19 protein-coding genes are annotated in these 25,814 nt (G+C 52.9%); 13 read left to right on the top strand and 6 right to left on the bottom strand.

All coding sequences use genetic code 11. The features are described from left to right. Window positions 1–5 precede the first annotated feature (5 nt). Window positions 6–2,873 (bottom strand): ATP-binding protein, encoded by a 2,868-nt coding sequence (locus ABYA77_RS04555; RefSeq protein ID WP_372964762.1) that lies wholly within the window; start codon window positions 2,871–2,873, stop codon window positions 6–8. A gap of 19 nt (window positions 2,874–2,892) precedes the next feature. Continuing rightward, window positions 2,893–3,066 carry a hypothetical protein gene (locus ABYA77_RS04550; RefSeq protein ID WP_372964761.1) on the bottom strand — a complete coding sequence of 58 codons (174 nt, stop codon included), beginning with the start codon at window positions 3,064–3,066 and terminating at the stop codon, window positions 2,893–2,895. A 25-nt stretch (window positions 3,067–3,091) separates the two neighbouring features. Here ABYA77_RS04550 and cysM point away from each other — a divergent pair, with 25 nt between their 5' ends. The 10 genes from cysM to ABYA77_RS04500 all read left to right on the top strand — a co-directional run bounded on the left by cysM (window position 3,092) and on the right by ABYA77_RS04500 (window position 15,582). Next, entirely contained in the window at window positions 3,092–3,985 is an 894-nt protein-coding gene (gene cysM / locus ABYA77_RS04545) for a cysteine synthase CysM (RefSeq protein WP_372964760.1), read from the top strand. A gap of 28 nt (window positions 3,986–4,013) precedes the next feature. Next, window positions 4,014–5,363 carry a 23S rRNA (uracil(1939)-C(5))-methyltransferase RlmD gene (gene rlmD, locus ABYA77_RS04540; RefSeq protein ID WP_372964759.1) on the top strand — a complete coding sequence of 450 codons (1,350 nt, stop codon included), beginning with the start codon at window positions 4,014–4,016 and terminating at the stop codon, window positions 5,361–5,363. A 78-nt stretch (window positions 5,364–5,441) separates the two neighbouring features. After that, window positions 5,442–7,679, top strand: a complete 2,238-nt coding sequence (gene relA, locus ABYA77_RS04535; RefSeq protein ID WP_372964758.1) for a GTP diphosphokinase — start codon at window positions 5,442–5,444, stop codon at window positions 7,677–7,679. Then, entirely contained in the window at window positions 7,676–8,515 is an 840-nt protein-coding gene (gene mazG / locus ABYA77_RS04530) for a nucleoside triphosphate pyrophosphohydrolase (protein WP_372964757.1), read from the top strand. Before relA ends, mazG begins: the two co-directional genes overlap by 4 nt. Window positions 8,516–8,597: 82 nt before the next feature. Further along, a complete protein-coding gene (gene ppc / locus ABYA77_RS04525; RefSeq protein ID WP_372964756.1) occupies window positions 8,598–11,243 on the top strand; it encodes a phosphoenolpyruvate carboxylase in 2,646 nt (881 codons plus the stop codon). A 67-nt stretch (window positions 11,244–11,310) separates the two neighbouring features. Beyond that, window positions 11,311–12,681 (top strand): HDOD domain-containing protein, encoded by a 1,371-nt coding sequence (locus ABYA77_RS04520; RefSeq protein ID WP_372964755.1) that lies wholly within the window; start codon window positions 11,311–11,313, stop codon window positions 12,679–12,681. 230 nt (window positions 12,682–12,911) lie between these two features. Next, window positions 12,912–13,565 (top strand): adenylate kinase, encoded by a 654-nt coding sequence (adk, locus tag ABYA77_RS04515; RefSeq protein WP_372964754.1) that lies wholly within the window; start codon window positions 12,912–12,914, stop codon window positions 13,563–13,565. A gap of 33 nt (window positions 13,566–13,598) precedes the next feature. Further along, window positions 13,599–14,306, top strand: coding sequence for a tRNA (adenosine(37)-N6)-threonylcarbamoyltransferase complex dimerization subunit type 1 TsaB (gene tsaB, locus ABYA77_RS04510; protein ID WP_372964753.1), 708 nt, complete (start codon window positions 13,599–13,601; stop codon window positions 14,304–14,306). Window positions 14,307–14,389: 83 nt separating this feature from the next. Beyond that, window positions 14,390–14,758, top strand: coding sequence for a UDP pyrophosphate phosphatase (locus tag ABYA77_RS04505; RefSeq protein WP_372964752.1), 369 nt, complete (start codon window positions 14,390–14,392; stop codon window positions 14,756–14,758). Then, on the top strand, window positions 14,758–15,582 hold the full coding sequence (locus ABYA77_RS04500) for a class I SAM-dependent methyltransferase (protein ID WP_372964751.1): 825 nt from the start codon (window positions 14,758–14,760) through the stop codon (window positions 15,580–15,582). Before ABYA77_RS04505 ends, ABYA77_RS04500 begins: the two co-directional genes overlap by 1 nt. A 30-nt stretch (window positions 15,583–15,612) precedes the next feature. Here the strand turns inward: ABYA77_RS04500 and plsB are convergent, their stop codons facing one another. Next, on the bottom strand, window positions 15,613–18,084 hold the full coding sequence (gene plsB / locus ABYA77_RS04495) for a glycerol-3-phosphate 1-O-acyltransferase PlsB (protein ID WP_372964750.1): 2,472 nt from the start codon (window positions 18,082–18,084) through the stop codon (window positions 15,613–15,615). Between the two features lie 141 nt (window positions 18,085–18,225). Between plsB and nudC the strand changes: the two genes are divergently transcribed. Beyond that, window positions 18,226–19,053 carry an NAD(+) diphosphatase gene (gene nudC / locus ABYA77_RS04490; RefSeq protein WP_372964749.1) on the top strand — a complete coding sequence of 276 codons (828 nt, stop codon included), beginning with the start codon at window positions 18,226–18,228 and terminating at the stop codon, window positions 19,051–19,053. A gap of 2 nt (window positions 19,054–19,055) precedes the next feature. Continuing rightward, window positions 19,056–19,883, top strand: a complete 828-nt coding sequence (murI, locus tag ABYA77_RS04485; protein ID WP_372964748.1) for a glutamate racemase — start codon at window positions 19,056–19,058, stop codon at window positions 19,881–19,883. Here murI and ABYA77_RS04480 read toward each other — a convergent pair. The 3 genes from ABYA77_RS04480 to ABYA77_RS04470 form a co-directional block, all read right to left on the bottom strand. After that, a complete protein-coding gene (locus ABYA77_RS04480) occupies window positions 19,878–20,885 on the bottom strand; it encodes a DUF2156 domain-containing protein (RefSeq protein ID WP_372964747.1) in 1,008 nt (335 codons plus the stop codon). The two genes, murI and ABYA77_RS04480, sit on opposite strands and share 6 nt — an antisense overlap. Before the next feature lie 47 nt (window positions 20,886–20,932). Further along, window positions 20,933–21,586, bottom strand: a complete 654-nt coding sequence (locus ABYA77_RS04475) for a class I SAM-dependent methyltransferase (protein WP_372964746.1) — start codon at window positions 21,584–21,586, stop codon at window positions 20,933–20,935. A 225-nt stretch (window positions 21,587–21,811) separates the two neighbouring features. After that, the gene (locus ABYA77_RS04470) at window positions 21,812–23,989 is read right to left on the bottom strand and encodes an EAL domain-containing protein (protein ID WP_372964745.1); all 2,178 of its coding nucleotides are present in this window, start codon (window positions 23,987–23,989) and stop codon (window positions 21,812–21,814) included. Window positions 23,990–24,452: 463 nt separating this feature from the next. On the opposite strand from ABYA77_RS04470, the gene ABYA77_RS04465 reads away from it, so the two are divergent. After that, on the top strand, window positions 24,453–25,814 hold a 1,362-nt coding region (locus tag ABYA77_RS04465; RefSeq protein ID WP_372964744.1), incomplete at its 3' end, for a fatty acyl-CoA reductase.

The following is a 25,814-nucleotide window of genomic DNA, read 5'->3' as shown; positions in this document are numbered from 1 at the left end:
GTCGATCAGCTCGGTTGCGGCTGGCGCTGCTCTCTGAAAAGCGGCTGCCAGTCGGTTTGCTCACTCCAGATTTGTAACCGGTCCATAGCCGAAATGAGCTGATCTTTCAGGATCTCACGGTCGGCAGCGTCACACTTTAAGGCCGTTTCAAATCGATTGGCTGCAGTGCGAAGTTCGGGGACGCCGCAATAACGGGTGGCACCATGTAGCTTGTGAACGCACTCCAGTAAAGCCTCAAAATTCTTTTCGCTCCAGAGTTCCTGTATTCGTGGGATGTCGGTGTGCAGCTGCTCGAGCAGCATGCTGAACAGTTCTTCGGCCAGATCAGCCTTGCCGGCGGCCAGCTTGATGCTTTCGGCAATGCTCACGCAGTCCTGCTGCATACGCCGGTTTGAAGGGCGCAGGGTTCTTCGGGTGTCCCTGACTTCGGCGATTTTGAATGAGCTTTGGGTGGTTTTGCAGTCATACCCGGTGTATTCGCGAATCAATTCTGTCAACTGGCGGCTACTGATAGGTTTGGGCATATAGCCATCAAACCCTTGTTGTGTCAGCCGTTCCTGCTCGTCAGCCAGGGCGTGAGCGGTCAGGGCGATGATTGGCGTATAGTGAGAGTCGGAGTCCAGGTCTCTTATTCTTGCGGAGGTCTCTACGCCATCCATTCCAGGCATCTGCAGGTCCATGAACACCAGATCAAACGGCTTTTGGCGCGCTTTGGTTAGTGCTTCGAATCCGCTGGACGCACCTTCTGCATCAATCCGACAGTCCTGAAGCAGAGTCAGGACCAGCTTCAGGTTGGCGTCGTTATCATCTACTGCCAGAATTCGAGGCGTTTTGGCCGGGCTGCCCTGTCGTAATGGGAGTGACGTTTCTTGATCGCTCTGATTGTTTACGTGGATGCCGTGTATGAGCGCCAGTAGTTCGTCATAGAGTGCATCCCGGCAAACCGGCTTGGTCAGATGTCCGCTGGATAGGCCTGAAAGCGGGGTGTCCAGCGTTTCGAGGGTGGGAGTTAAAAGCAGGGTTCGACAGTCTCGCTCTACTTCCAGAGTCTGGATCAGGTGGCAGTACTGGCTTGAATTCAGTAAGTGGCGAGTGATGCCAATAAGAGCGGTTGCATACCCCTCCTGATGGCGCTGAGCCTCTTCGACACGCTCTTGTAATGCTGCCGGTGATGACACCCTGTCAACAACCATACCCCAGTCCCTGAGCAGGTGTTCAACAGCCAGCCCCGTTGTTTTTTGTTGCTCCAGATAAATAACGCGTTCACCACGCAAAGCTTCTTTCGGTGCGGTGTTGTCACCGGTTGCCGACAGTTCCGGCGTGAGAGTAAACCAGAAGGTGGAGCCTTTCCCCAGCTCGCTTTCAAGCCCGATTTCTCCGCCCATTTCTTCCACCAGGCGTTTTGAAATGGCAAGCCCAAGACCTGTGCCTCCGTATTGTCGTGCGGTAGATGCATCGGCTTGGCTAAACGCATTGAACAGTGATTGTTGTTGCGCCCGGGATAGGCCAACCCCTGAGTCGGTAATGCTCAGGCGAAGGGTAATACGATTATCATCGTGGTTTTCATCCTCCAGGCTTGCGCGCAGGACGACTTCACCGGTTTGGGTAAATTTGATGGCGTTATTGACCAGGTTCGCAATGACCTGCTTTACCCGCAGCGGGTCCCCCATGATGTTGTTGGGGACATCGTTATAGACCAGCGGAACCAGGTCCAGATTTTTTGCATGGGCTGCCGGTGCGAGCATAACCATGACTTCTTCAACGATATCCCTGAGGGCGAAGGGCACCCGGTCAAGGATCAGTTTGCCAGCTTCGATTTTGGAGAAATCCAGGATGTCGTTGATGATGGTGAGAAGAATTTCTGAAGATTTTCGAATGGTGTTCAGGTGGTCACGCTGCTGTCGCGGCATCGGGGTTTTCAGCAATAGTTCGGTGAACCCGATGATGCCATTGAGCGGGGTACGGATTTCATGGGACATGTTGGCCAGGAACTCGGATTTGATCCGGCTGGCCTCCAGTGCTTCTTTTCTGGCGAAGTCCAGTTCGATGTTCTGGATTTCGATGGTTTCAAGGGTTTCTCTCAGGTCTTCCGTAGCCTGGTCAATGTTCTGCTGCATTTCGGCCTGCGCTTTGCCTAACTCAGAAGCCATATCGTTCAGGCCGGACTCCAGTTGTTCGAACTCAGGGCCTGCACCTGTATACACCCGGGTTTCCAGTTTTCCTTCCTTGAGCATGGCAACGGCTTCATTCAGCTGGAATACCGGATCGGTGAAGGCGCGGCTGAGACGTAGTGCAATACCCATGCTGAGAAATACGCCGCCAATAATCATCAATAAGGAGATCAGGAGTGCTTTATAGGTCTCTTTTTCTGTTCGGGTGTGAGACATCTCAACGGCAACCCAGCCGAGAAGGTCGCTTGACTGTGAGGCATTCAGGCGGGTGTCAGGATCGATCATGGTTTCGATCATGAGGTCCTGCAGGTGCACAGGGGAGATGAATCGGGTGGTGCTGTTGATGGTTAGCCGTAATGGTCGGTCTGACTCCAGAGACTCTGGGGGGATGATATCGGTGCTTCCGGGGCCTGTGTGCAATAGTCGTTGCCCATCGCGAGTGAAGAAGGTGATTGAGCGTACATCCTGTTCTTCGAGTAAGGCGTTCGACAAGCTGTTGAGAAGGCTTCGGTTGGCGGTGAAAAGGCCGTATTCTGAGCTCGCCGCCAGTTGACGGGACAAAGACTCGCCACGATCCTGGAGGAGGCTTTCTATGTTGCTAACCCAGCTGTTCGTAAAAAACAGCCCCAGCAATAAAGTAGTAACAAGGGTGGGAACCAGGGTTACCACCAAGACTTTTTTGCGAATACCCCAGCGCCGCATAGTTTGTTCCTGTTTTTTTTCATGAGCCTGCCCCGGAGGAACCGGGGAAAGGCGCTTCTATGTCAGCATAGATGATCCGGGAAGACATGCCCTTGGCAATCTTCCCCTGAATAGCCCGGTTATAGCGGAAGGTCATGGATATAGCGAGAAGCTGTATTGGGACAAAACGGCTATAACGAGTATGATTCGACACCGAAAGTGTATCACAGGGTTTCAATATGACTTTCCCCACTATTGAAGATTATGTCGGCCATACCCCTTTGGTTCGATTACAGCGCCTGCCGGGTGACACGTCCAATGTCATTCTGGCTAAGCTTGAGGGTAACAATCCGGCTGGTTCGGTAAAAGACAGACCTGCGGTCAGTATGATTCAGGAGGCCGAGCGCCGTGGTGAAATCAAACCTGGCGATACCCTGATAGAGGCAACATCCGGCAATACGGGTATTGCACTTGCCATGGCTGCGGCCATTAAAGGATACCGGATGGTGCTGATCATGCCGGATAACCTGAGCGAGGAACGTCGAGCTTCTATGCGTGCTTATGGTGCCGAAGTGATTAACGTGACCCGTGAGCAGGGTATGGAAGGCGCTCGCGATCTTGCGATCAGAATGGAAACCGAGGGTAAAGGCAGGGTTCTTGACCAGTTCAGTAATCAGGACAATCCTCTTGCTCACTATCGTTCGACCGGGCCGGAAATCTGGGAGCAAACCCAGGGGAGCGTGACCCATTTTGTAAGTTCAATGGGAACCACCGGCACCATCATGGGGGTGTCCCGGTATCTGAAAGAATGCAATCCCGATATCCAGGTTGTTGGCCTGCAGCCAGAAGACGGAGCCTCTATCCCGGGGATTCGGCGTTGGCCAGAAGCTTATCTTCCAAAAATCTTCGATGCCGCGAGAGTTGATGTGGTCCTCGATATTGGTCAGCAGGAAGCGGAGGACACCATGCGGGCCATGGCTTCGGAAGAAGGCATTTTTTGCGGTGTCTCTTCAGGTGGAGCTATAGCTGGCGCCCTCAGGCTGTCCCGAGAGGTTGAAAACGCCGTGATTGTAGCCATTATTTGTGATCGCGGAGACCGTTACTTATCTACCGGTGTATTCCCGGGCGCGTGAGCCGGAAACTGACAAGAGACTATTTGATATGAGTAGACGCCGCCGTAAGGTTCTGCCCCAAGAGCCAGTGCGTTGTGAGATTGAAACCCTGGGCCATGACGGTCGGGGGATTGCCCGTGCTGACGGTAAAGTCCAGTTCGTTGATGGCGCTTTGCCTGGCGAAACCGTAATGGCGAAGGTCGTTGGCAGTCGGAGCAAATTCGATGAGCTGCGTACCCTTGAAGTGCTTGAAGCTGCTCCTGATCGCCAGCAACCCCCGTGTGCGTTTGCTGACCTGTGCGGGGGCTGCAGCCTTCAGCACATGAGTGCTGATGCTCAGATTCGGTTTAAAGAAGACACCCTGCGAGAGAACTTTGCCCACTTCGGCGGTATTGAGCCAGAAGAGTGGGTTGAGCCTATGCGCTCACCCGACGTGCTTGGTTACCGCCGTAAAGCCCGCTTGGGTGTTCGTTATGTGAAGGCTCGTGAATCTGTGCTGGTGGGCTTTCGTGAAAAACGGAACAGCTTTCTGACGGACATAGATAAATGTGTGGTTCTTGACCCGCGTATCGGTGAACGCATCACGCCGCTGCGGGAATTGCTGGGCAGTATGGCGGCCTATGATCGGATTGCACAGGTGGAAGTGGCCTGTGGTGATGACGATGCTGCCATGGTCTTCCGTAACATGGACGAACTGGTTCCGGAAGACCGAGAGAAGCTGATTGCATTTGGTCAGGCTCACGACTTACAGATCTACCTTCAACCGAAAGGCCCGGATACCGTGCACCGGATCTGGCCTGAGTCGTCGGGCCGGGATCATGAGCGTTTATCTTATCGCATGGATGAATTCGATCTGACGATGCAGTTTCACCCCATGGATTTCACTCAGGTGAATGCGGGCATTAACCGAAACATGGTTCAGCGTGCGGTTGAATGGCTGGATGTTCAGCCTGGAGAGCGGGTGTTGGATTTGTTCTGCGGTCTTGGCAATTTCACCTTGCCCTTAGCCCGTAAGGGCGGTCAGGTTGTCGGGGTGGAAGGTGATGACGCGATGGTGGTGCGCGGTCGTGAGAACGCAGAGCTGAATGGTCTGGAAAACGTGGAGTTTTTCGGTGCTGATCTGCATGGTGATTTCACCGACCAGAGCTGGGCCAAAGAAGGCTTTGATAAGGTTTTGATTGATCCTCCTCGGTCTGGTGCTGAAGATATCTGCAAGTATCTGACGGCTTTCGGTGCTGATCGGATTGTTTATGTTTCTTGCAATCCGGCAACGCTGGCCAGAGATGCCGGCGTAATGGTGCGTAACGGCTATCGGCTGGTGCGTGCCGGTGTGATGGACATGTTTCCTCACACCACTCATGTTGAGTCTATCGCCCTGTTTGAGCGCGGTAAGCGCTAACAGGTTTGACAAGCCTGATTTCTCCGCGCTCAGGCTAAGGCGCGTTGAAGTCAGGCACGTATCAGGTAAGTCCTTGCTATGGTAAAAGTTCGGGAAGATTACGGGGTAACCGCCGACGGTGAAGTGGATGTTGACCGCTGGATTCACCGCATTGCTGAACAAACCCAACTGGAGAATCCGGAGCAGTTGCGAAAAGCCTGTGACAAGGCCGCGCTGATAGCACAACAGGCATTCCGTGAAGATCGTCTGTGGGCGCCCGGTTCGAGCAGTTTCCTTATTGGCCTGGAAATGGCGCAGGTTCTGGCCGCGTTGCACCTTGATCAGGTCAGCCTGGTAGCTGCGGTGCTTTATCGGGCGGTGAGGGAGGAGCGGGTAGGACTTGATGAAATCCGCAAGGAATTTGGTGATGAAGTGGCCGGGCTGATCAATGGCGTGCAGCAGATGGCGGCGATCTCTTCAATCCACCACCCTCTTAAAGGCAACGTGCTAGGGCAGAGTGAAGGCCAGCTCGATAACGTTCGCAAGATGTTGGTCACCATGATTGACGATGTCCGGGTGGCTTTGATCAAACTGGCCGAACGAACCTGTGCTATCCGGGCAGTTAAGGACGCTTCTGAAGAAAAACGTATGAGGGTGGCGCGCGAGGTTTTTGACATCTACGCTCCCCTGGCGCATCGATTGGGAATCGGGCACATCAAATGGGAACTGGAGGACCTGTCCTTCCGCTATTTGCATACCTCGGCCTATAAAAAAATCGCCAAGTTGCTGGATGAAAAGCGCCTGGATCGGGAACGCTATATCCGTAGCGTGATTGACACTTTGCAGACCGAGCTGAAAGCTTCTGGGATCAAGGCTGAAGTTAGTGGCCGGGCGAAGCACATCTACAGTATCTGGAGGAAAATGCGCCGTAAAGGCATCGATTTTTCTCAGGTTTACGATGTTCGGGCGGTGCGTATTCTGGTGCCAGAGGTGCGTGATTGTTATGCCGTTCTAGGTATTGTGCATACGCTATGGCGCCACATTCCCAAGGAATTTGATGACTACATTGCTAACCCCAAGGAAAACGGTTATCAGTCTCTGCATACCGCCGTTGTCGGCGTTGATGGCCGGGTGATGGAAGTGCAGATCCGCACCCATGCTATGCATGAAGAGGCGGAGCTGGGTGTCTGTGCCCACTGGGTTTACAAAGGCATGGATAAGAACAATAAGTCCAGTGGCTACGATGCCAAGATCAACTGGTTACGGCAGGTGCTGGAGTGGCAGGAAGAACTGGGTGACTTATCTGGCCTGGCGGATCATCTCAAATCTGATGTGATCCCTGACCGGATTTATGTGTTTACTCCGGAAGGCCATGTGGTTGACCTGCCTCAAGGTGCTACACCGGTCGATTTTGCTTACCGGGTCCATACCGAAATAGGTCATGCCTGCCGGGGAGCGCGGGTGAATAGCCGTATTGTGCCGTTGACCTACCCGCTTAAAACCGGCGATCAGGTTTTTATTCTGACCTCAAATAATCCCGCGCCCAGCCGTGACTGGCTTAACCCCAGTCTGGGCTACATCCAGACTTCACGCACCCGGGCGAAGGTTACCAGCTGGTTTAAGCTCCAGGACCGGGACCGCAATATTGTTGATGGTCGGGCTATTCTGGAAGATGAGCTCAAACGGCTTTCTATCCACGACGTGGATCTGAATGAGCTGGCCAAAAAGGTGAATTATCATTCAACGGACGATATGTTTGCTGCCGTCGGCGCAGGCGATCTGCGTCCAACTCATGTGGCCAATGTCGCTCAGCAAATGCAGGAGCCCAAATCTGAGCAGCTAGACCTCAAGCTGAGTTCTACCCGGAAAAGCGGCTACAACACAGAATCTGATATCCAGATTCTGGGGGTGGGCAAGCTTAAAACCCAGGTGGCTAACTGTTGTAAACCCCTGCCGGGTGATTCGATCGGTGGCTACATTACGATAGGCCGGGGTGTGACAGTGCACCGGCAAGACTGTCTGACCTACCTGAATCTTCAGGAAACCGAGCCTCATCGGGTGATTGAAGTAAGTTGGGGCGGCCAGCCAGCGGCGGTATATCCGGTGGATATTGAGATTGAGGCCTACGATCGCTCGGGGTTGTTGAGGGATATTACTCAGGTGCTGTCCGCATCCAAAAGCGACGTGATGGCACTGCACACGCAAACCAACAAGGATGAAAATATAGCCACCATGCGGGTGAGGGTGGAAATCTCCAGCCTGGAACAGCTGGCACGGTTGCTGGCGCAGATCCGTAATCTGCCGAACATCATTGACGTAAGGCGAAAACGCGGATGAGCTACTCGATCGAAGACCTGAAAACCCTGATGGCGCGTCTGCGAGAGCCTGAAACGGGTTGTCCCTGGGACGCCAGGCAGACGTATGGCAGTATTGTGCCTCATACGATTGAGGAAGCTTATGAAGTGGCGGATGCCATTGAGCAGAAAGACTACCCTCATCTGAAGGACGAGCTGGGGGATTTGCTGTTCCAGGTTATCTTCTATGGTCAGATTGGCAAAGAAGACGGCCACTTCGACTTTGATAGCATCGTGGATCATCTGGTCCGGAAGCTGATTCGCCGACACCCTCATGTTTTTCCTGAAGGTACCCTGGAAAGCCGGGTTGATCCGGATAATCGCCCGGATGAAGCCTGGATCAAAGCCAGTTGGGAGCGTATTAAGGCTGAAGAGCGGGCACAAAAGCCGGTTACGGATCAGCCTGTTGGCCGGTTGGATGGCATTGCCAGAACTCTGCCGGCGATCGCTCGGGCTGAGAAATTGCAAAAGCGTGCGGCCAATCATGGTTTTGACTGGCCAGACATCGCTCCAGTGTTCGACAAACTGCATGAGGAAATCGACGAACTGAAAGAAGCCTGGCAGGCTGCTGAAGCCGGTACTGGCGAACGGGATGCGGTGGAAGATGAGCTGGGTGACCTGATGTTTGTCTGTGTAAATCTGGCCAGGTTTATGAAAGTGAACCCCGAACAGGCTCTGAAGAGAACCAACCACAAGTTCGAAGCGCGTTTCCGGGCAATCGAGAAAATTCTCGAAGCTGAAGGCAGGGACATGGACAATGAAAGTCTGGAAGCCCTGGATGCGATCTGGCAACAGGTCAAAGGGGTCGAGAAAGAGTAGCTCAATGGCTTGATGGACTTTTCTGGCCAATCCTTAGTATCGTAAGTTCAGATTGTTTCCGTCCATTCAGAAGGAACTCACCGTGACTGAACTGCATCCTGACTTGCGAGAAAACGTACGCTTACTGGGTGAATTGCTGGGTCAAAGCATCCGGCACTATCCTGGGCAGGACTGCTATGATCTGATTGAAGAACTGCGGGCCGCTGCTAAAGCTGATCGCCGGCAAGAAAGTGGCTCAGGCCAGCGTCTGATCACCTTGCTTGGCCAGTTGAGTGACGATGAGCTCCTTCCTGTCACTCGAGCGTTCAACCAGTTTCTGAATCTGGCTAATCTGGCCGAACAGTATCATGGCATTCGTCGTAAGCAAGGGTTTGCCTCTGACTTGCAGGTGGAGTCGCTGGCTGATGTCTTTGAACGTTTGAAGGCTGGCGGTGTCTCTGCGGAGGAACTGCACAGCAAGGTGGCAGATCTTCAAATCGAATTCGTGCTGACGGCTCACCCGACAGAAGTTGCTCGCCGTACTCTGATCCTGAAGTACGATGAAGTTTCTGATTGCCTTGAGAAGTTGGATCACGATGATCTGTTGCCTGGTGAGAGGGAAGAGATTGTCGGCCGGCTCTCGCAACTGATCACCGAGGCTTGGCATACAGACGAAATTCGCCATGAACGGCCTACTGCGGTAGACGAGGCCAAGTGGGGGTTTGCGGTCATCGAAAACAGCCTGTGGGAGGCGTTGCCAAAATTCCTGAGAACCCTGGACAAGTCACTCACAGAGGCCTCTGGCAAAGGCTTGCCACTGCAGGCTACGCCCGTTCGAATTGCCTCATGGATGGGTGGTGACAGGGATGGAAACCCCAATGTCACCCATGATGTGACCCGGGAAGTGTTCCTGCTTGGCCGCTGGATGGCGGCAGACCTTTACTTACGAGACATAAAAGCACTACGTGCTGAACTGTCTATGTGGCAGGGCAGCGATGAGCTGATGGCCCGAACCGGGGATTCCCGGGAACCTTACAGGGTTGTGTTGGGACAGTTGCGGGACCGGTTGATCAAAACTCGTGACTGGGCGGCAGCCAGTGTCAGAGGTGAGGCCGTTGACACCGGCGATATTCTCTTCGAAAACCATGACCTGACAGATCCGCTGGAGTTATGCTACAGGTCATTGGTGGATTGCGGTATGGAGCATATTGCTGACGGCCCATTGCTGGATACCATTCGCCGGGCCCATACGTTCGGCTTGCCGTTGATAAAACTGGATATCCGGCAGGAAGCCGCTCGCCATGCGGAAGCTGTGGCCGAAATTGTCGGTTTTTTGGGAATGGGAGATTACCTGTCCTGGACGGAGAAAGAACGGCAGGCATTCTTATTGCGAGAGTTGCAAGGCCGCCGTCCGTTGGTTCCGCGTGGCTGGGCGCCTTCAGAATCTGTGCGGGAAGTATTGGCAACCTGTGAAGTTGTGGCTCAGCAAACTCCCGAAGCTCTCGGATCGTATGTGATATCGATGGCTAGCCAGCCATCGGATGTCTTGAGTGTAATCCTGTTGTTACGGGAAGCGGGAATGACGTTCCCGATGCGTGTTGTTCCTCTGTTCGAAACGCTCAATGACCTTCAGGGCGCTCCTGATGCCATGGCTGCTTTATACGAAGTGGATTGGTATCGCGAGTATTGTCAGCGCCGCCAGGAAGTCATGATTGGCTATTCGGACTCATCCAAAGACGCGGGTCAGATGATGGCGGCCTGGGCTCAGTATCAGGCTCAGGAAAAACTGACCGAAGTTGCCAGTCGGTATGGTGTGCACCTGACGCTGTTTCATGGTCGTGGCGGTACTGTTGGTCGGGGCGGCGGCCCGGCTAACCGGGCGATTTTGTCTCAGCCTCCGGGATCTGTGAACGGTAGCTTCCGGATCACTGAACAGGGCGAGATGATTCGCTTCAAGTTCGGTTTACCCAAGCTGGCAGTGCAGAGTCTGACGCTATATACCACCGCAGTTATCGAGGCCACTCTGGCGCCACCACCGGCACCCAAGGCCAGTTGGCGAAAGGTGATGGACTGGCTGACGGATATCTCACTTCATTCGTACCGGGAAGTCGTACGCGAAAATCCGAACTTTGTTACCTATTTCCGCCAGGTCACCCCGGAAACCGCCCTGGGCAAGTTGGCCCTGGGCAGCAGGCCGGCACGCCGCAAAGCAACCGGCGGCGTGGAAAGCTTACGAGCTATTCCATGGATCTTCGCCTGGACCCAGATGCGTCTGATGTTACCGAGTTGGTTGGGTAGCGATGTTGCCCTGGAGCAGGCCGCCCGCCACGGTCGTTTGCCAGAATTGCGGGAAATGATGCAGGGTTGGCCGTTCTTTCAGACCTACGTTGATATGCTGGAAATGGTTCTGGCTAAGGCAGATTTGAGAATTGCCAGTTACTATGAGCAGACTCTTGTGCAGGATGAGGCGTTGAAAGCTTTAGGGGCTGACCTGAGGGGGCGACTTAAAGGGTGTGTGAGTCGCCTGCTTGAACTGAAAGAGCAACAGGAGTTGCTGGAACATGAGCCTGTGTTTGCACACTCCATGAGAGTGCGTAATCCCTATACGGATCCTCTGCACTATCTGCAGGCAGAATTACTGCGTCGTGATCGTGAAAGTGAGGATAAGGGCGAAGTTCCGGAGATGGTAGAGCTTGCCCTTAAGGTGACCATGGCGGGGATTTCCGCAGGCATGCGTAATACCGGTTGATCATCTGAGTAAGTTTGAGCGGAGGGACGCGACCCCTTCGGCACAGGAAGCATAGGAGTGAGCACTTTTGGCATTAGCAGAGAGACTGGCGCATTTTCTGAGCCGCAAAAGCATTGTCTATCGGCAAATCGAAATCGAGGTTGCTGATAGTCTGGATGCAGCAGTGCTGGCATCGGGGCGGCCGCAGCATGACTTTGTCCGGGCTTCTATGCTGATTGATATTTCCGGGGTTGTGATGGCCGTGCATCGCTTTGACAGCACGCTTGATCTCGACGCTGTTCAACAGTTCACCGGCCGACGTCTGCAACCGCTGACTGCTCGCCAAGCCACGCGCCTTTTCAGCGATTGTGCTCCAGGTTTTGTGCCCCCAGTGGGGGCTGCTTGGGGGGTGCCGGTGCTGGTTGATGAGGATGTTGTTTCGACAGAACGAGTTATCTTTACCGCAGGCACAGACCATTGCCTGGTTGAGATGGATGGCCGGTCCTGTAGGCTGGCGCTGGCCGGTGCACGAGAAGGACGCCTGGTGATTAACGGGCAAGGGGCTGGCGGTCGCGAAGCGCTTACGCTGCAAGAGGTGGCCGATAAGCTGCAAAAGCTCTATCGCCTGCCGCCTATGCCGGCTTTGGCCTTGAGGATTCTCCGGTTGACCGGTAATCCGGAGGCGTCGGCCAAAGAACTTTCGGAACTGATTGAATTTGATCCCAGCATGACTGCGCAGATTATGCGCTACGCCCGTTCTGCACTGTTTAACTATCCTGGTCAGATTAACTCGGTTCAGGAAGCGGTTACCAGGGTGCTGGGTTTCGATCGTGTTGCTCATATTGCTCTTGGCATTGCGTCTGTTCAGGCTTTTGACGTGCCTCGAAAGGGGGCTTTGGGCATGGACAATTTCTGGCGACACTCATTGTACTGCGCGTTTTTGTCGCAAACCCTGGCTGCCCGCGCGGGTCATGACAAAGGCTTGGCATACCTTTGTGGCTTATTGCACAACTTTGGGCTGCTGTTGATCGGGCACCTGTTCCCTGCGGAATTTGATGAGCTGAACGCGCTCAGAGAAATCAACCCGGAAGCGAGTATGCACTCGCTGGAGCAAGAAGTTTTGGGTCACAGTGACCGGCAGGAAATCCTGGTTGTCGGTCATGGTGCTATTGGTGGGATTCTTCATCGCCTGTGGCAATTGCCGGAACCTGTGATTAAGGCAGCGGGCATGCATCAGCATATGGGTTACCATGGCGAGCATGAAGAGTATGTGGTGATGGTTCAGTTAGCCAACGCCCTGTTAAAAGAACAAGGCATTGGAGATGAATTCAATCTGGATAATATCCCCGAATTAGCAGAGAGCCTGGGGCTGGAGCTTTCTGATCTGGAGTTGGTTATGCAGGAAGTTGAACAAGTAGCTTCTGACTTGGATGTGCTGGCCTCATCTCTGGCGTCTTGAGACAATAATTCCTCTGCTCAACCTTACCTGAAGCGGCCTGTATTCGTGGAAAAGGCGCGATGATACAGAGGTCGACTTTCTCTACAGGTGCTGAGTTCGTATAATGCTGCCTCGATTCCGGTCGGGGCTTTCTGAAGTTGCCCCCTTGGTTTGCGAGAGGTTGTCGCAAAAACGCAGGTTTTTGCCGCAACTTTTCAAACTATAATATAAGTCAACGGGAGTACAACGTTATGAAAATCATCATGCTAGGCGCACCTGGCGCAGGTAAGGGTACTCAGGCCCAGTTTATTACCAGCCAGTTTGATATTCCTCAGATCTCGACCGGTGATATGCTGCGTGCCGCAGTTAAAGCGGAGTCTGAACTGGGCAAACAGGTCAAAGAAGTCATGGCTTCCGGTGGTTTGGTGTCCGATGACATCATCATTGCGCTGATTGAAGAGCGTGTACAACAGCCGGATTGCAAAAATGGCTACCTGCTTGATGGTTTTCCGCGCACTATTCCTCAGGCTGAAGCTCTGAAAGATCAAGGCATTGCCATTGATTATGTCGTTGAAATCGCAGTAGAAGACGAAGAAATTGTTAGTCGTCTGTCAGGGCGTCGCGTGCATGAAGGCAGTGGCCGTATCTATCACGTGAAATACGATCCGCCAAAGGTTGCAGGCAAGGATGATGAAACCGGCGAAGATCTGATTCAACGTGAAGACGACAAAGAAGAGACTGTGCGCAAGCGTTTGAGTATTTACCATGAGCAGACTGCGCCTCTGATCGATTTCTATCAGGGGTGGGCGAGTACGGCTCCTGCTGAAGCGCCGAAGTATGTTCGCGTTGAAGGTGTTGGCAGCCTGGACAGTATTCGCGATCAGATTCTGTCGCAACTCAAGTAACTGAAAATCAGAGTAGCCCCGGAGGCTTGTTCTGTGAAGCTTTTAGCACTGGATACGTCTTCCGAAGGCTGCTCTGCCGCTCTGTGGCTGGACGGTCAAATAACCGAGCGGTTTGAGCTGGCCCCCAGAGGCCATACCCGCCTTCTTATGCCAATGGTCCGCGAACTCCTCGCGGAACAGGGGCTGACCCCTTCTGACCTTGATGCGCTGGCCTTTGCCCGAGGCCCAGGCTCGTTCACCGGTTTACGCATTGCGACAGGCGTTATTCAAGGTTTAGCCTGGGGTTTATGCTTGCCTGTTGTGCCGGTTTCGTCTTTGGCCGCGGTGGCACTCAATGCTATTGAACAACGCCAGCTCCCCGATGGCAGTGGTATCGCCGTCGCATTTGACGCCCGCATGAGTGAAGTATACTGGGGCACTTTCAGATGTGACGACGGATTACCGGTTCGGCTGGGTGACGAGCGAGTGTGTCACCCGGGAAAAGTAAGCCTGCCGGGCTCTGAAGCCGTTATTTCAGGTTGGTTTGGTGCCGGCCAGGGCTGGAAATTCCGGGATGATATGCCGGAAGCGGTCGTTGGCAGTGTTGAGCTTTTTGATGTTACGTTGGTGCCAAGGGCCGCGCATGTGGCTCGATTGGCAGATCTTGGTTTTCGCCAGGGGCTGGCGGTTTCCGCTGAACAGGCGCAACCTCTGTATGTTCGTGATGAGGTGACCTGGAAGAAACTGCCGGGGCGTGAGTAGCTCAGGCCAGGCATTCTTTTCATCTGCTGTTGATTCTTCCATAATGGCGCAATCTGTTTCGCTACTTTCTGTGGTCGTGTTTTATGATCGGTGGGATTAATCCGGCAAACTCTTCGTACCTCCCGGCGGGTAACCATCCGGCCCGGGATCGTTCTGATGTTGCCCGTGCGCCGGCAAGCTCGCCTCAATCTCCTAACGCTGAAGCTGTTCGACGTGATTTGGGCGCTTCTCAACAGCCCCGTGACGAGGCCCTTGTACTTCAGCCCGAGGCCGCAACAGATCGCCGTATAGAAGCCCGGCGTGCAGCAGAAGACGTTCGCCTTGAACGCTTTCGTGCGGATGAGTTGCCGTTGCCTGCAGTTCGTGCGCTTTCAACTTTTGCTGATGTTGCGGCGGCTGGCCAGGATTTCGAGAACGGTCCAGTGATTTCCGGCATTGATATCATCATCTGATGTCTGACATCACGTCTTTAAACACAGTTCCTCTTGCTCAAACTGTCGCTGTCGCCTGTAGCCCTCTGGGTGATAGCCACGCTATGCAAGCTCTTGCCGAAGAACTGGGGCTTTCCTGGTTGGGCACGGTAAAGCCTAAATTGGTCAGGGAGTACCCGGTCTTGCTGTATATGGACGATCAGGGGTTGGCCCTCCAGTTGACGGGCAAGGGGGTTCCAGGCCCGGTCAGGGCGGAGTTCGTCACTGGCAAAATGGGGTATCGGCGCGAGCATGGGGGCGGTACCGGTCAGCTTGTTGCCCGGGCTGTCGGTTTGCAGAAAACCCGGGCTGAGCTGCATGTACTGGATGCCACTGCGGGCTTGGGACAGGATGCTTTTGTGCTGGCAGGTCTTGGTTGCCGGGTGACGCTGTTTGAGCGCAATCCCGTGATTCATGCCTTGCTGGCGGATGGTTTAGCTCGGGCGATGCTGAATGCAGAATGTGCTCCAGTGGCGCAAAGAATGACCCTGTTACCGGGTAACTCCGTGGATTGGCTGAGAAAGTCTGGCCCAGAGGCCGCTGACGTGGTCTATTTGGATCCCATGTTTCCGCACCGTGATAAATCTGCGCTGGTGAAGAAGGAAATGCAGGTATTCCGCCTGGTTGTGGGTGATGACGACGACTCTGAGCAGCTGCTAGAGGCCGCGCTGTCCTGTGCTCGTTACCGGGTGGTAGTAAAGCGCCCGCGTAAAGCCCCCTCCGTCACAGGCCCTGAGCCGGCCACACAGGTGGAAGGTAAAAGTAGTCGCTACGACATTTATCCGCTTAAAGCCCTGCCGGGCTGAACCGTATTCAACTCAGCAGGGTATTAGGGGTCAGGCGTCCAGCATGGTGATTTGTTGAATCGCCTGTCTCTTCTCAACGCTCAGAACCAGTCTGGCATCTTCTGCTACTTCGTCCAGTCCTTCGCCGTAACACAGCCGGCCATTATCATCGGTGACGAGAACACCGTTTTTCTGCATGTTGGCAATAAAGCTTCTGAACAAGGTTTTGTCGAAGAATTCCGGAGCGTTCAGGCCAAACAGTATGGACATTCGTTCTGCTAACAAGGTGCTCTGCTCTTCCAGTTCCTCAGCCGTCAGCTTGCCAGAACCGTATTTTCGAAGAATGCCCAGGGCAATGTGATAACGCTCAAGCGTCTGGATGATGAAGCGGGACAGAATACGCGCCCGCAGCATTGCTTCGGTGCCTTCTTCTGGCCGGCCCAGTCTTTCTTCATCCAGGGATACCAGAAGCCCTTGCTCAATCAACACGTCAATCCACTGATTGATGACGTTTTCAACATCGTCCTGACTGTAGCGCAAGAAAAGCTCTGATTGCAGGTACGGGTAGGCCACGCTGGTCAGAAAGATGATTTTGTCTCTACGCAGGCTGGCTTTGTTTTCAAACAGGCTGACAATCAGTGCTGGCAAGGCGAACAGGTGTTGAATGTTGTTGCGATAGTACGTCATCAGGATGGCATTGGAGCCTTCCAGAGAAATAATGTCGCCCAACTTTTGTGGCAGTCGGTTCACCAGCCCCATTTTTTCGCAGTAGGCCAGCCAGTCTTTGCTTTCGCCTTCCGGTAGCGTGACCGTGTCAGCGTAGGGAAAAGCTCGGAGCATATCTGCAAACTGGTTCATCAGGCGTATCAACTGCCCTTCATCCATTGCCATGCGCTCGGTGCCAAGCAAGACCGTAGAGGTCATGCCGATGGGGTTCACTGCAACGGCGGCGTTGATGTTGCCAGCCACCCGTTGAGATAGTTCTGCGACGGCGTCGTTCAGCCAGTCAGGGCGGAATTCTGCGTCATAGGCTTCTTCTCGCCAGCTGTCCCGGACGTCGTCAAGTACGTTCGCTAATGGGATAGGGGCACCAAAATTGAGGGAGACGCGGCCGAAAGAGTTGCTGAGTTTACGAACTGTTTTCGCCAGCCCGAATACGCTTTCTTTCTGCTTTTTCTTACCCTGAAGTTCACCAAGGTACGACCGGCCTTCCATCACTTTCTCATAACCAATGTACACTGGCACGAAGACGATGGGCTTGCGGTGATCCCTCAGGAAGCTGCGTACAGTCATGGATAGCATGCCAGGTCTGGGAGGTAGCATTCGTCCTGTGCGGGAACGGCCACCTTCGACAAAGTATTCCATCGAATAGCCCCGGGTGAACATCACATGCATGTATTCGTTGAATACGGTCGCGTACAGAGGGTTGTCCTTAAAGCTGCGGCGCATGAAGAAAGCGCCCCCACGGCGAAGAATAGGGCCGACAATGGGCATGTTCAGGTTGATGCCCGCCGCAATATGGGGTGGCATAAGGCCGTTTTTGTAGAGCACATACGATAGCAGCAAGTAATCGATGTGTGACCGGTGGCAAGGTACATAAACCACGGCACTGTCCTGGGCGGCTTCTTTTGCTACCTGAATGTTGTTAATGGCAATACCATTGTAAATGCGGTTCCAGAGCCAGGCGAGTACGAGCTCCAGAAAGCGGATGGTAACGATGGACATGCTCGCGGCAATCTCATCCGCGTATTTATAAGCCTTGGCACGGACTTTTTCAGGGGCTGTATCCTCTTTCGCTGCCGTTTCGCGGATGGCTTCTTTCACTGCCTGAGTGCGGACCAGACCCTCAACCAGAGTACGGCGGTGGGAAAGGTCGGGGCCCAGAACAGCCTGGCGAACCCGGCGGAAATGAGTTCGAAGAATTCGGCCCAGTTTTCGTTCGGCTTTTTCTTCATTGTCGCGATATTCATCAATCACCATGTTCAGAGACAGGGGTTTGTTGAATTGCACATAGGTGTTGCGACCGTGAACCAGAATGAGCAGGAATTTCTGAAGCCGGCCGGCAACCGCCCAGGTGTCGGAAAGCAGGAGCTTTACCAGCGACTTTTCTTTGTCTGGTGAGCGGCCCCAAAACAGTGAGACAGGAACAATTTGCACATCTTGTTCGGGGTGTTCCAGGCCGAAGTGAACCAGATCACTGAATTCTTTAGTCGGTACAGGCTTCTGCCTGCCTCCCCCAAAAAAACCACCGACACGTTGATAGAGGAAGAAGAATGAGTGGGAAGGGCTGTTTTTGACCGGCAAAGCCTGCGTGGCGCCAGGGAGTTTGGCGCGGATAACTTCCTGTTCCAGAACCAGGCGGCTGGATAGGGAACTGTATTGCAGCACATAGCACACCGGTTTTTCAGGGTCGAGCCCGAGGGCCTCCAAGGTGTTGCCACTGACATCCGTGCGAACCCATAAAAACAGGATCTTGCGGAAAAAACTCAGGATCAGGCTGCGAATGCCCTGATAAAATCGCATAAGGTGATACTCCGGACCTGAAAACAGGCGCCAAGTTTAACGGGTTGTAGCGGGTGCGGAAAGGCGTATACCCATTCTGGCTAACGAAAGTGATGTGTTACATTGCTGCTTAAACGAACCGAAAGCTGAAAAGGTCTGAATATGGAGACTAACTGCGCGCAGTGGAAACCTGGCTGGAGCGAGGATGTTCCTGAGAATGGAGATCTTCTGCTGGCGTTTGCAGGCAGTAACATTATTAAGCCTGATGATGGTTGGTTTCTGCAGTGGGGCGCCCCTGAGATGGGGGATAGCCGCCCGGAAGCGTTGGCCTTAGGGACCTGGCTCGGCCAGAAGTTATTTGTCACTACGCTACCCGATTCAGGTTTGCCCGGGTTGGATACGGTGACGTTGCGAGACGCCATACTGCAGGTGCCGGATTCCCCAGTGGAACTCCTCAGCACCGGCTTTCAGGTGTGGCAATGGTGGCAAGATCACCGCTACTGTGGGCGCTGTGGAGAACGTACTCAGGTTCATCCCAGGGAGCGTGCCCGTTGGTGTGGGCGTTGTAATATTCCCTGGTACCCAAGAATTGCGCCGTGTGTGATTGTGGTTATTCGTCGCGATGAAGAGTTTTTATTGGCGAAGTCATCGAGGGTTACCCGAAATTTTTATAGTCTGATCGCAGGTTTTGTAGAGCCGGGTGAAAGTCTCGAAGGTGCGGTCATTCGAGAAGTAAAAGAAGAAACCGGGCTGGATGTGAGCAATATACGTTATCAGGGCTCTCAATCCTGGCCATTTCCTCATCAAATGATGGTCGGATTCTTTGCGGACTATCAGGGTGGGGAGCTGGTTTTGCAGGAAGATGAGCTGGCCGATGCCGGCTGGTTCACTCCTGATGAGCATCCCCCCATTCCTCCTGATACCACCATTGCAGGGCGCTTGATCAGCGCGATGAAAGAATACATTACCTCTGGAGCGGGGCGGTCCTGAAGATGGACGAACACGCTCCCAGAGTACTGGTTTTTGACTCCGGAGTGGGTGGCCTGAGTGTGGCAGCCTGCATTCATCAAGCATTGCCTGGGGCTGAGTTGGTCTACCTGGCCGATAACGCAGGCTTTCCCTACGGCAATAAACCAGAACATGTCGTGATTGATCGTTGCTGCAGTTTGATTGAAGAATGTCTGCGGCAGATTTCATGCGATGTCATTGTCATTGCTTGTAACACTGCCAGTACGGTTGTCCTGCCGCATTTGCGGGCAACCATGAAGATTCCGGTTGTTGGAGTTGTGCCGGCAGTAAAGCCGGCTGCGGCCTGTTCCCTTAACCGGAAGGTGGGGTTACTGGCTACCCCTGCAACGATCAAGCGGCCTTATCTGGATAAACTGATTCATGATTTTGCTGGCGACTGTGAGGTTACCCGGGTAGGGAACCCTAACCTGGTACGCTGGGCTGAGGAGCTGGTTGCAGGCACCGCCCCTCCACTGGCTGAGTTGTCTGAGGCCATGGCGCCGTTGCGGCATTCCGGTGTGGATACTGTGGTGTTGGGTTGTACTCACTACCCGCTGCTGCTGCCATGGCTTCGCCGTATCCTGCCAGAAGTTACGTTTTGGGTGGAATCCGGCGAAGCGATTGCGCGAAGAGTTGCCTACTGGCTTGAGCAGGCGGGCCGGCTGTCTCAGGCTGAAAGGTTTCTAGGGATACCTGAGGCGGTCGTAGTCCAGGCCTGCTTCACCGGCATGGCCCCGGCGGAGATTGCGTTATTTATGGCAGAGGTGGGAACCCCTGTCGCATCGGTTAAGAGTAGCTGGCCCAAGTTATAGTACTTGGGTCAGCTTGAAGATTGCGAAGAACTCAAGAGCGGGAATAGCCCGCTTGTGACAGCAATAGGTTTTGAAATTGTCACCACGGAAGCGTGACTTGGTGAACTCCAGTCCCTTGAAGTTATAAAGAAAATTTCCTTTGTCATAGAGACCGTGCATTATTTTTTTCAGAATCCGGCTTTCCTGATGCTCGGTTGTTTTATCGAGCGACAGAGGAATCAGCCCCAAGTCGATAAAGGGTATGCCTTCTTCTTTGAAAACCTCCATCGCGTGGGCCATCAGGGTATAGAAAATACCTTGGCGGAAATCGGCATTGGCCCGTGATATGTTGGGCACATAACTGACGATCTCATTGTTCCGGTAAATGGGGTCAAAGTAGATAAAGCCGACGGCCTTGCCATCCTGATACGCGTAGAAGTGACGTTCATTCTCCCGGTAATCCATTTCCATTGGGCGAATTAGAAAACGGATCTCGTTGCTCTTGCATTTTCGGGTGCGAATCCAGGCTTCAGAAATTTCACGGGTATGGTCGTCGCTGTATCGCTCCTTCACCGTGATGCCCTGTTTCTCGGCTTGGTTCAGGGCTGTGCGAAGAATTTGTTTCTTTTTGCCTGACAACGACCATTTGCCCAGATCAATGCGGGATTCGCTACCAAACTGCGTACCGTAGAGGCCGAAGCGTAAGTGCAAAAAGTCGACAACGGCCTTGGAGACCTGAACATAGGACGCGTTGGGAAACCTCTGCTGAAACAGTTCAAGAATGACCGGGAAGTTCTCTGGTGCACTGACTGGGTCAGATAGAACGATTGTGGCGCCCCATTTTCGCATGTAGGCAATGTAGCCAATGTCGGGTACGTCGAAGTACTGCATACCCGGCTGCAAGGTGGAGAATGATTGAGAGTGAGCTCCGTACTTTTTCAGGTAGCTGACGCGTTCTGAAAAGGTGAACTGACTATCGGCAATCGCTCTGATGCCATCGAGTGCGAGAATTTGGTCTGACATAGTGAAGCTCCCGGTAACCTGTTGTTATTGTGCTGGCTCTTGGGCGTTCAAGATTGTTTTTGGCCAAGTATTGACCAGTAGCAGTCCATGTTGAGAAGCTTGAAATGTTTCTTCTCTTTCACCTGCAGGCCCAGGCGCTGCATGTGTTCCGGGTAGTTGTAAATCTTATGAAAGGCGTTGTTGGCGAACAGCCAGAAGATGAATACCGCCATGTACCAGTAGAGCTTTTTGAACGCTCTGGAGAAAATGTTTCCGGTTGGGTAGCAGAAATCTCCGACCACAATTTTTGCGTCTGATTTGCCAAGGCTGATCAGGTGCTCAAGTACTTTGACCATCATCTCTTCGTCGAACACATTCAGGAAGAAGTTGGCGACAACCATGTCGTACTGGCCAGACTCATCAATCTTCATAATGTCGCTGTGAATGCGTTTGATTGTCAGATGAGGCGCTTCGGTTTGTTGTGCTTCACCAAATTTACGAAGCATGGTTTCAGACAAGTCGACAACGGTCACATCTGCACCCAATTCGGCAGCCCGGATAGCATCGCGGCCATGGCCTACACCGGCAAACAAGATGCGATCACCTTTTTTGACCGTTTCTACATCGAGCATGGCTGTTTTGCAGTGATGAATGTTTTTACCGCTGTAGAGGTTGCTGAGGAAATCATAAACCGGGCCGATATACTTATACTTGTCGCGCATGATTACTGCCTTCTTCTTGGTCTTTAGTTGCAGCCACCTTTTTTGTCGTTTTTATTCGTTTGAGACGAATATTGTGATGGCCTGCTTGGTATGGGCTCAGATTAGAGAAGGAGGTGTCTGAAAGATGTGCAGTAGCACGCATTTCTTGATACACAAAGTAACGCAGTGCAACACTTTGCAAACCGCATCAAGATTTTGGTTCCTAGTGTCTGACAATCGATAATCTCAGATGGCGTTAGCGATACACCAGTCGCCGACGCTTAACATTTTGCTGATCTCGGCGGCGGGCCTGGCGGGACCGTAGAAGAAGCCTTGCACTTGCTGGCATCCCAGGTTCTTCAGGTAGGCCAGTTGTTCGCTGGTCTCTACGCCTTCAGCTACGATTTCAAGTTTTAGTCCATGGGCCATAGCGACAATGGCATTAACGATGCAGGCACCGTCATCTCCGCTCCGGATGGCCTTTACGAAGGATTGGTCTACCTTTAATGTGTGGATGGGGAGTCGGTGCAGGTAGTTCAGGGATGAGTACCCGATGCCAAAGTCATCAATGGCAATACGAACTCCTGTACTGGCCAGGTCCCGGAGTTTCCGGCTGATTTGTTCCAAGTCATTCATGATCACATTTTCTGTGATTTCTATTTCCAGATTCCGGCCGGGAAAGTGATGGGCCTTAACTCTGTTCATCAACATTTCGACAAACTGGGGATGTTCGACCTGGCTTGGTGACAGGTTTACGGCAAGACGAAGGTCGGGGTGGCCATTGGCAATCCAGCGGCCTACATCCTTACAGGCTTGGCTAAGGACTTTTTCACTGAGCTTGCCTATCAGCCCGGTTTCCTCCGCAAGTGGAAGGAATTCTCCCGGGTAGAGTAGTCCTCGTTCAGGGTGTTCCCACCTGACCAGGGCTTCCAGACCGAGCATACGGTTGGTTTTTGCGCAAACCTGAGGCTGGTAGAAAACTTTGAGCTCATTGCGGTCCATTGCCAGCCGGAGATCCCGCTCCATACTCAATCTATTGGTTGTGTTGGTGCTCATGTTGTCAGAGTAGAAACAGTAGCCGTCTTTGCCTCGCGCTTTTACGTGATACATTGCGGTGTCGGCGCTCTGCACCAGGTGTTCCATGGTCAGGCCGGCTTCGGGGAACACGGAAATGCCGATACTGGCTCCGACAAAGACTTCATGATTGCCGAGCTGAAAGGGGCTTTGTAGAGCCTCAATTAATTTTTTGGCAACACCTCTTGCGTCGTCGCTGCTATGGATCGATGGCAGCAGCAGTGTGAATTCATCGCTGCCGAAGCGGGAAAGGGTATCTCCCGGGCGCAAACATTTTTCCAGGCGGTAGGTGACGGCCTGTAAGAGGCGGTCACCCATAGCGTGGCCAAGGGTATCGTTGACCACTTTAAAGCGATCAAGATCCAGAAACATCACGGCGAGCTTCTGTTTCCTGCGCTTGGCATGGGTAACGGCCAGCTCGAGTCTGTCTTTGAAGAGCGCGCGGTTAGGTAGCCGGGTGAGCAAGTCGTGATAGGTCTGAAAGTTGATGAAGGCCTCGGCCTCTTTACGGTCAGTCACATCACGGGCAATGCCATAGTACCGGGCACTTTGAGTTGAGTGCCCGCCGTTGGTGATGCCTGTTTGAGGCCAGGTTTGCGGGTCAATTGGGAACGCTGTGATCTCGAAGTGACGGGTTGCGGTTTTTTGCCCTTGAGGTTTCAGGCGTACTTCCAGTGAGCGTGGGTTATCTGCATTGATATCCGGCCCCTGAAGTGCGTAGGTTCCCCGGGCGACATCCCGGTCGTCCAGAACATATCGGAAATGCTTGCCGCAGAGGCTTTCAGGTGGATAGCCAAGCAGGCTCTCCACTTTATTGTTGATAAAGCAGATGTGTCCGGCAGCGTCCAGCATAAAGACGATGTCAGGTGAGCTGTTTACAATATAACGATGAAGGGCTTCTGACTTTTCCAGCCGGGTTTGAATGGCTTCGTGGGACTTGATGAGGGAACGTTTTCCCAGAACACCTTCGATGGTTGTCAGAAGTTCCTCCGGGTCGAACGGCTTCCGGATATAGTCCAGAGCACCTCTTCGAAGTGCGCGGCTAACTGAGCTAAAAGAATGTTCTCCGCTGACCACAACAACGCCACAGTCTGGTTGTAATCGGGTGGTTTGCTCCATCACCCGGGTGACGTGGGGGGAGGGTAGATTCAGGTCTATCAGGACAAGATCAAAAGACTGGCAGGCAAGATACCTGAAGGCCTCTGTATCGTTGCTTGCTTCAACCACGCTGAACCCTTGTTCTCTCAACAGGGAGGTCAAAGCATGTCTTGAGTCGGATTCATTGTCAGTCACAAGAATGGTGGCTGAAAAAAAATCTTTTGAAGATTGTTCAGGCTGGTTTGTTGCCATGTGTACGTTTCCGTTGTTTCGTCGCCAGTCGTTTTCGTTGTTGTAGGCCGTTTTCTGGTTCTGGCTTGTGACCTTGTCTTCTGTAAGGAATATTTGTGACAAGGTGTTCATTCTTATTTTTATAGGTCGAGCTTAGACAATATTCTTAGATTATTAAATGTTTAGTGGTAGGTATTTAAGCTGTTTGTTAACAGTAATGTGATGTGAGTACATTTTTTAGGCATGTTGGGACGGTTGTGAGCGATGGCCGTACTGGCCAATTTTTGACACTTTTTGTGTTTTAAGTTTGCAGTCGGTCACCATCTAGTCATGTTGTGTGTGCAAACATTGACCGGAAACAGGGATGATAGCGACGTCTGGCATGCTCCGGGTGATATGCGGGTAGTTTCAGGGCAACGGATGCTGTGCCCGGTATTTTTATGGGTTGAGCCAGTAAACGGGTATGAGAGAAGGAGTTCTATTTATGACGGGTGAGCAGATTGACAGTGGCAAGTCTTTGTCCAGAGTGCTTGGACAGCTAAAGGGTAAGAAGATCCTGATTACAGGTACATCCGGCTTTTTAGGTAAGGTTGTACTGGAAAAGATCATAAGGACGGTGCCCGACATTGGCGGTGTTTATCTCCTTATTCGTGCTAACAAACGGCACTCTGATGCCCGCAGCCGGTTTTTTGATGAAATCGTTACATCTTCGGTGTTTGATTGCATGCGGGAAAGTGATCCGGAAGGGTTTGAGTCGTTTATTGAGCAACGGGTTCATTGCATCACCGGAGAAGTTACCGAACCAGCCTTCGGGCTGGAACGAGAGGCCTTTGGCACGTTAGCGGGCGACCTGGATGCGGTTATCAACTCTGCCGCCAGTGTTAACTTCAGGGAAGAGCTGGATAAGGCTCTGAAAATTAACACTCTGTGTCTGGAAAATATTGCCGAGTTGGCACGCCAGAATCCGTCGCTGGCGGTGTTACAAGTGTCGACCTGCTATGTGAACGGAATGAATTCAGGTCAAGTAACGGAATCGATTATCAAACCAGCTGGAAAGGCTATACCTCGTTCCGGTCATGGTCACTATGACATTGAAGCGTTGGTGGGGCTTCTGCAGGACAAAATTTCGGATACGCGAGCCCGCTATTCCGGCAGAACTCTGGAAAAGAAATTGGTGGAGTTGGGCATACGGGAGGCCAATCGTTATGGCTGGAGTGATACTTACACTTTCACTAAATGGCTAGGTGAACAGTTGCTGATGAAGTCTTTGAATGGCCGAAGCCTGACAATTGTCCGGCCTTCAATAATTGAAAGCGCTCTGGAAGAGCCTGCGCCTGGCTGGATTGAGGGGGTGAAAGTAGCTGACGCCATCATACTTGCCTATGCCCGAGAAAAGGTTATGTTGTTTCCGGGCGATCGGTCAGGCGTTATCGATATAATTCCTGTTGATCTCGTTGCTAATTCGATCATTCTGGCGCTGGCGGAGGCATTGGCCGAACCAGGCAAACACAGAATTTATCAGTGCTGTAGTGGCTCCTCGAACCCGATAACGTTGGGTGGGCTTATTGATTATCTGATAGCCGAAGCGAAAGCCAATTACGCTGCTTATGGGAATTTGTTTTATCGTCAGCCCACCAAGCCCTTTCTGGCGGTGAATCGGGTGCTGTTTGATCTTGTGGTAAGTGGTGTGAGATTACCGTTGAGAGTTACTGGCCGTGTACTGAAGTCGCTGGGGGCTGGTGGTGATCTTAAGTGGTTGAGAAATCTGGATACAACGCAATCATTGGCTGCGATATTCGGATTTTACACGGCGCCAGACTATATTTTCAGGAATGATGAGCTACTT

The sequence above is a fragment of the Marinobacter sp. genome, from assembly GCF_041595835.1.
GTDB lineage: Bacteria > Pseudomonadota > Gammaproteobacteria > Pseudomonadales > Oleiphilaceae > Marinobacter.
The sequence above is the reverse complement of the archived record's forward strand: the minus strand, read 5'-3'. Positions and strand labels throughout refer to the sequence as shown.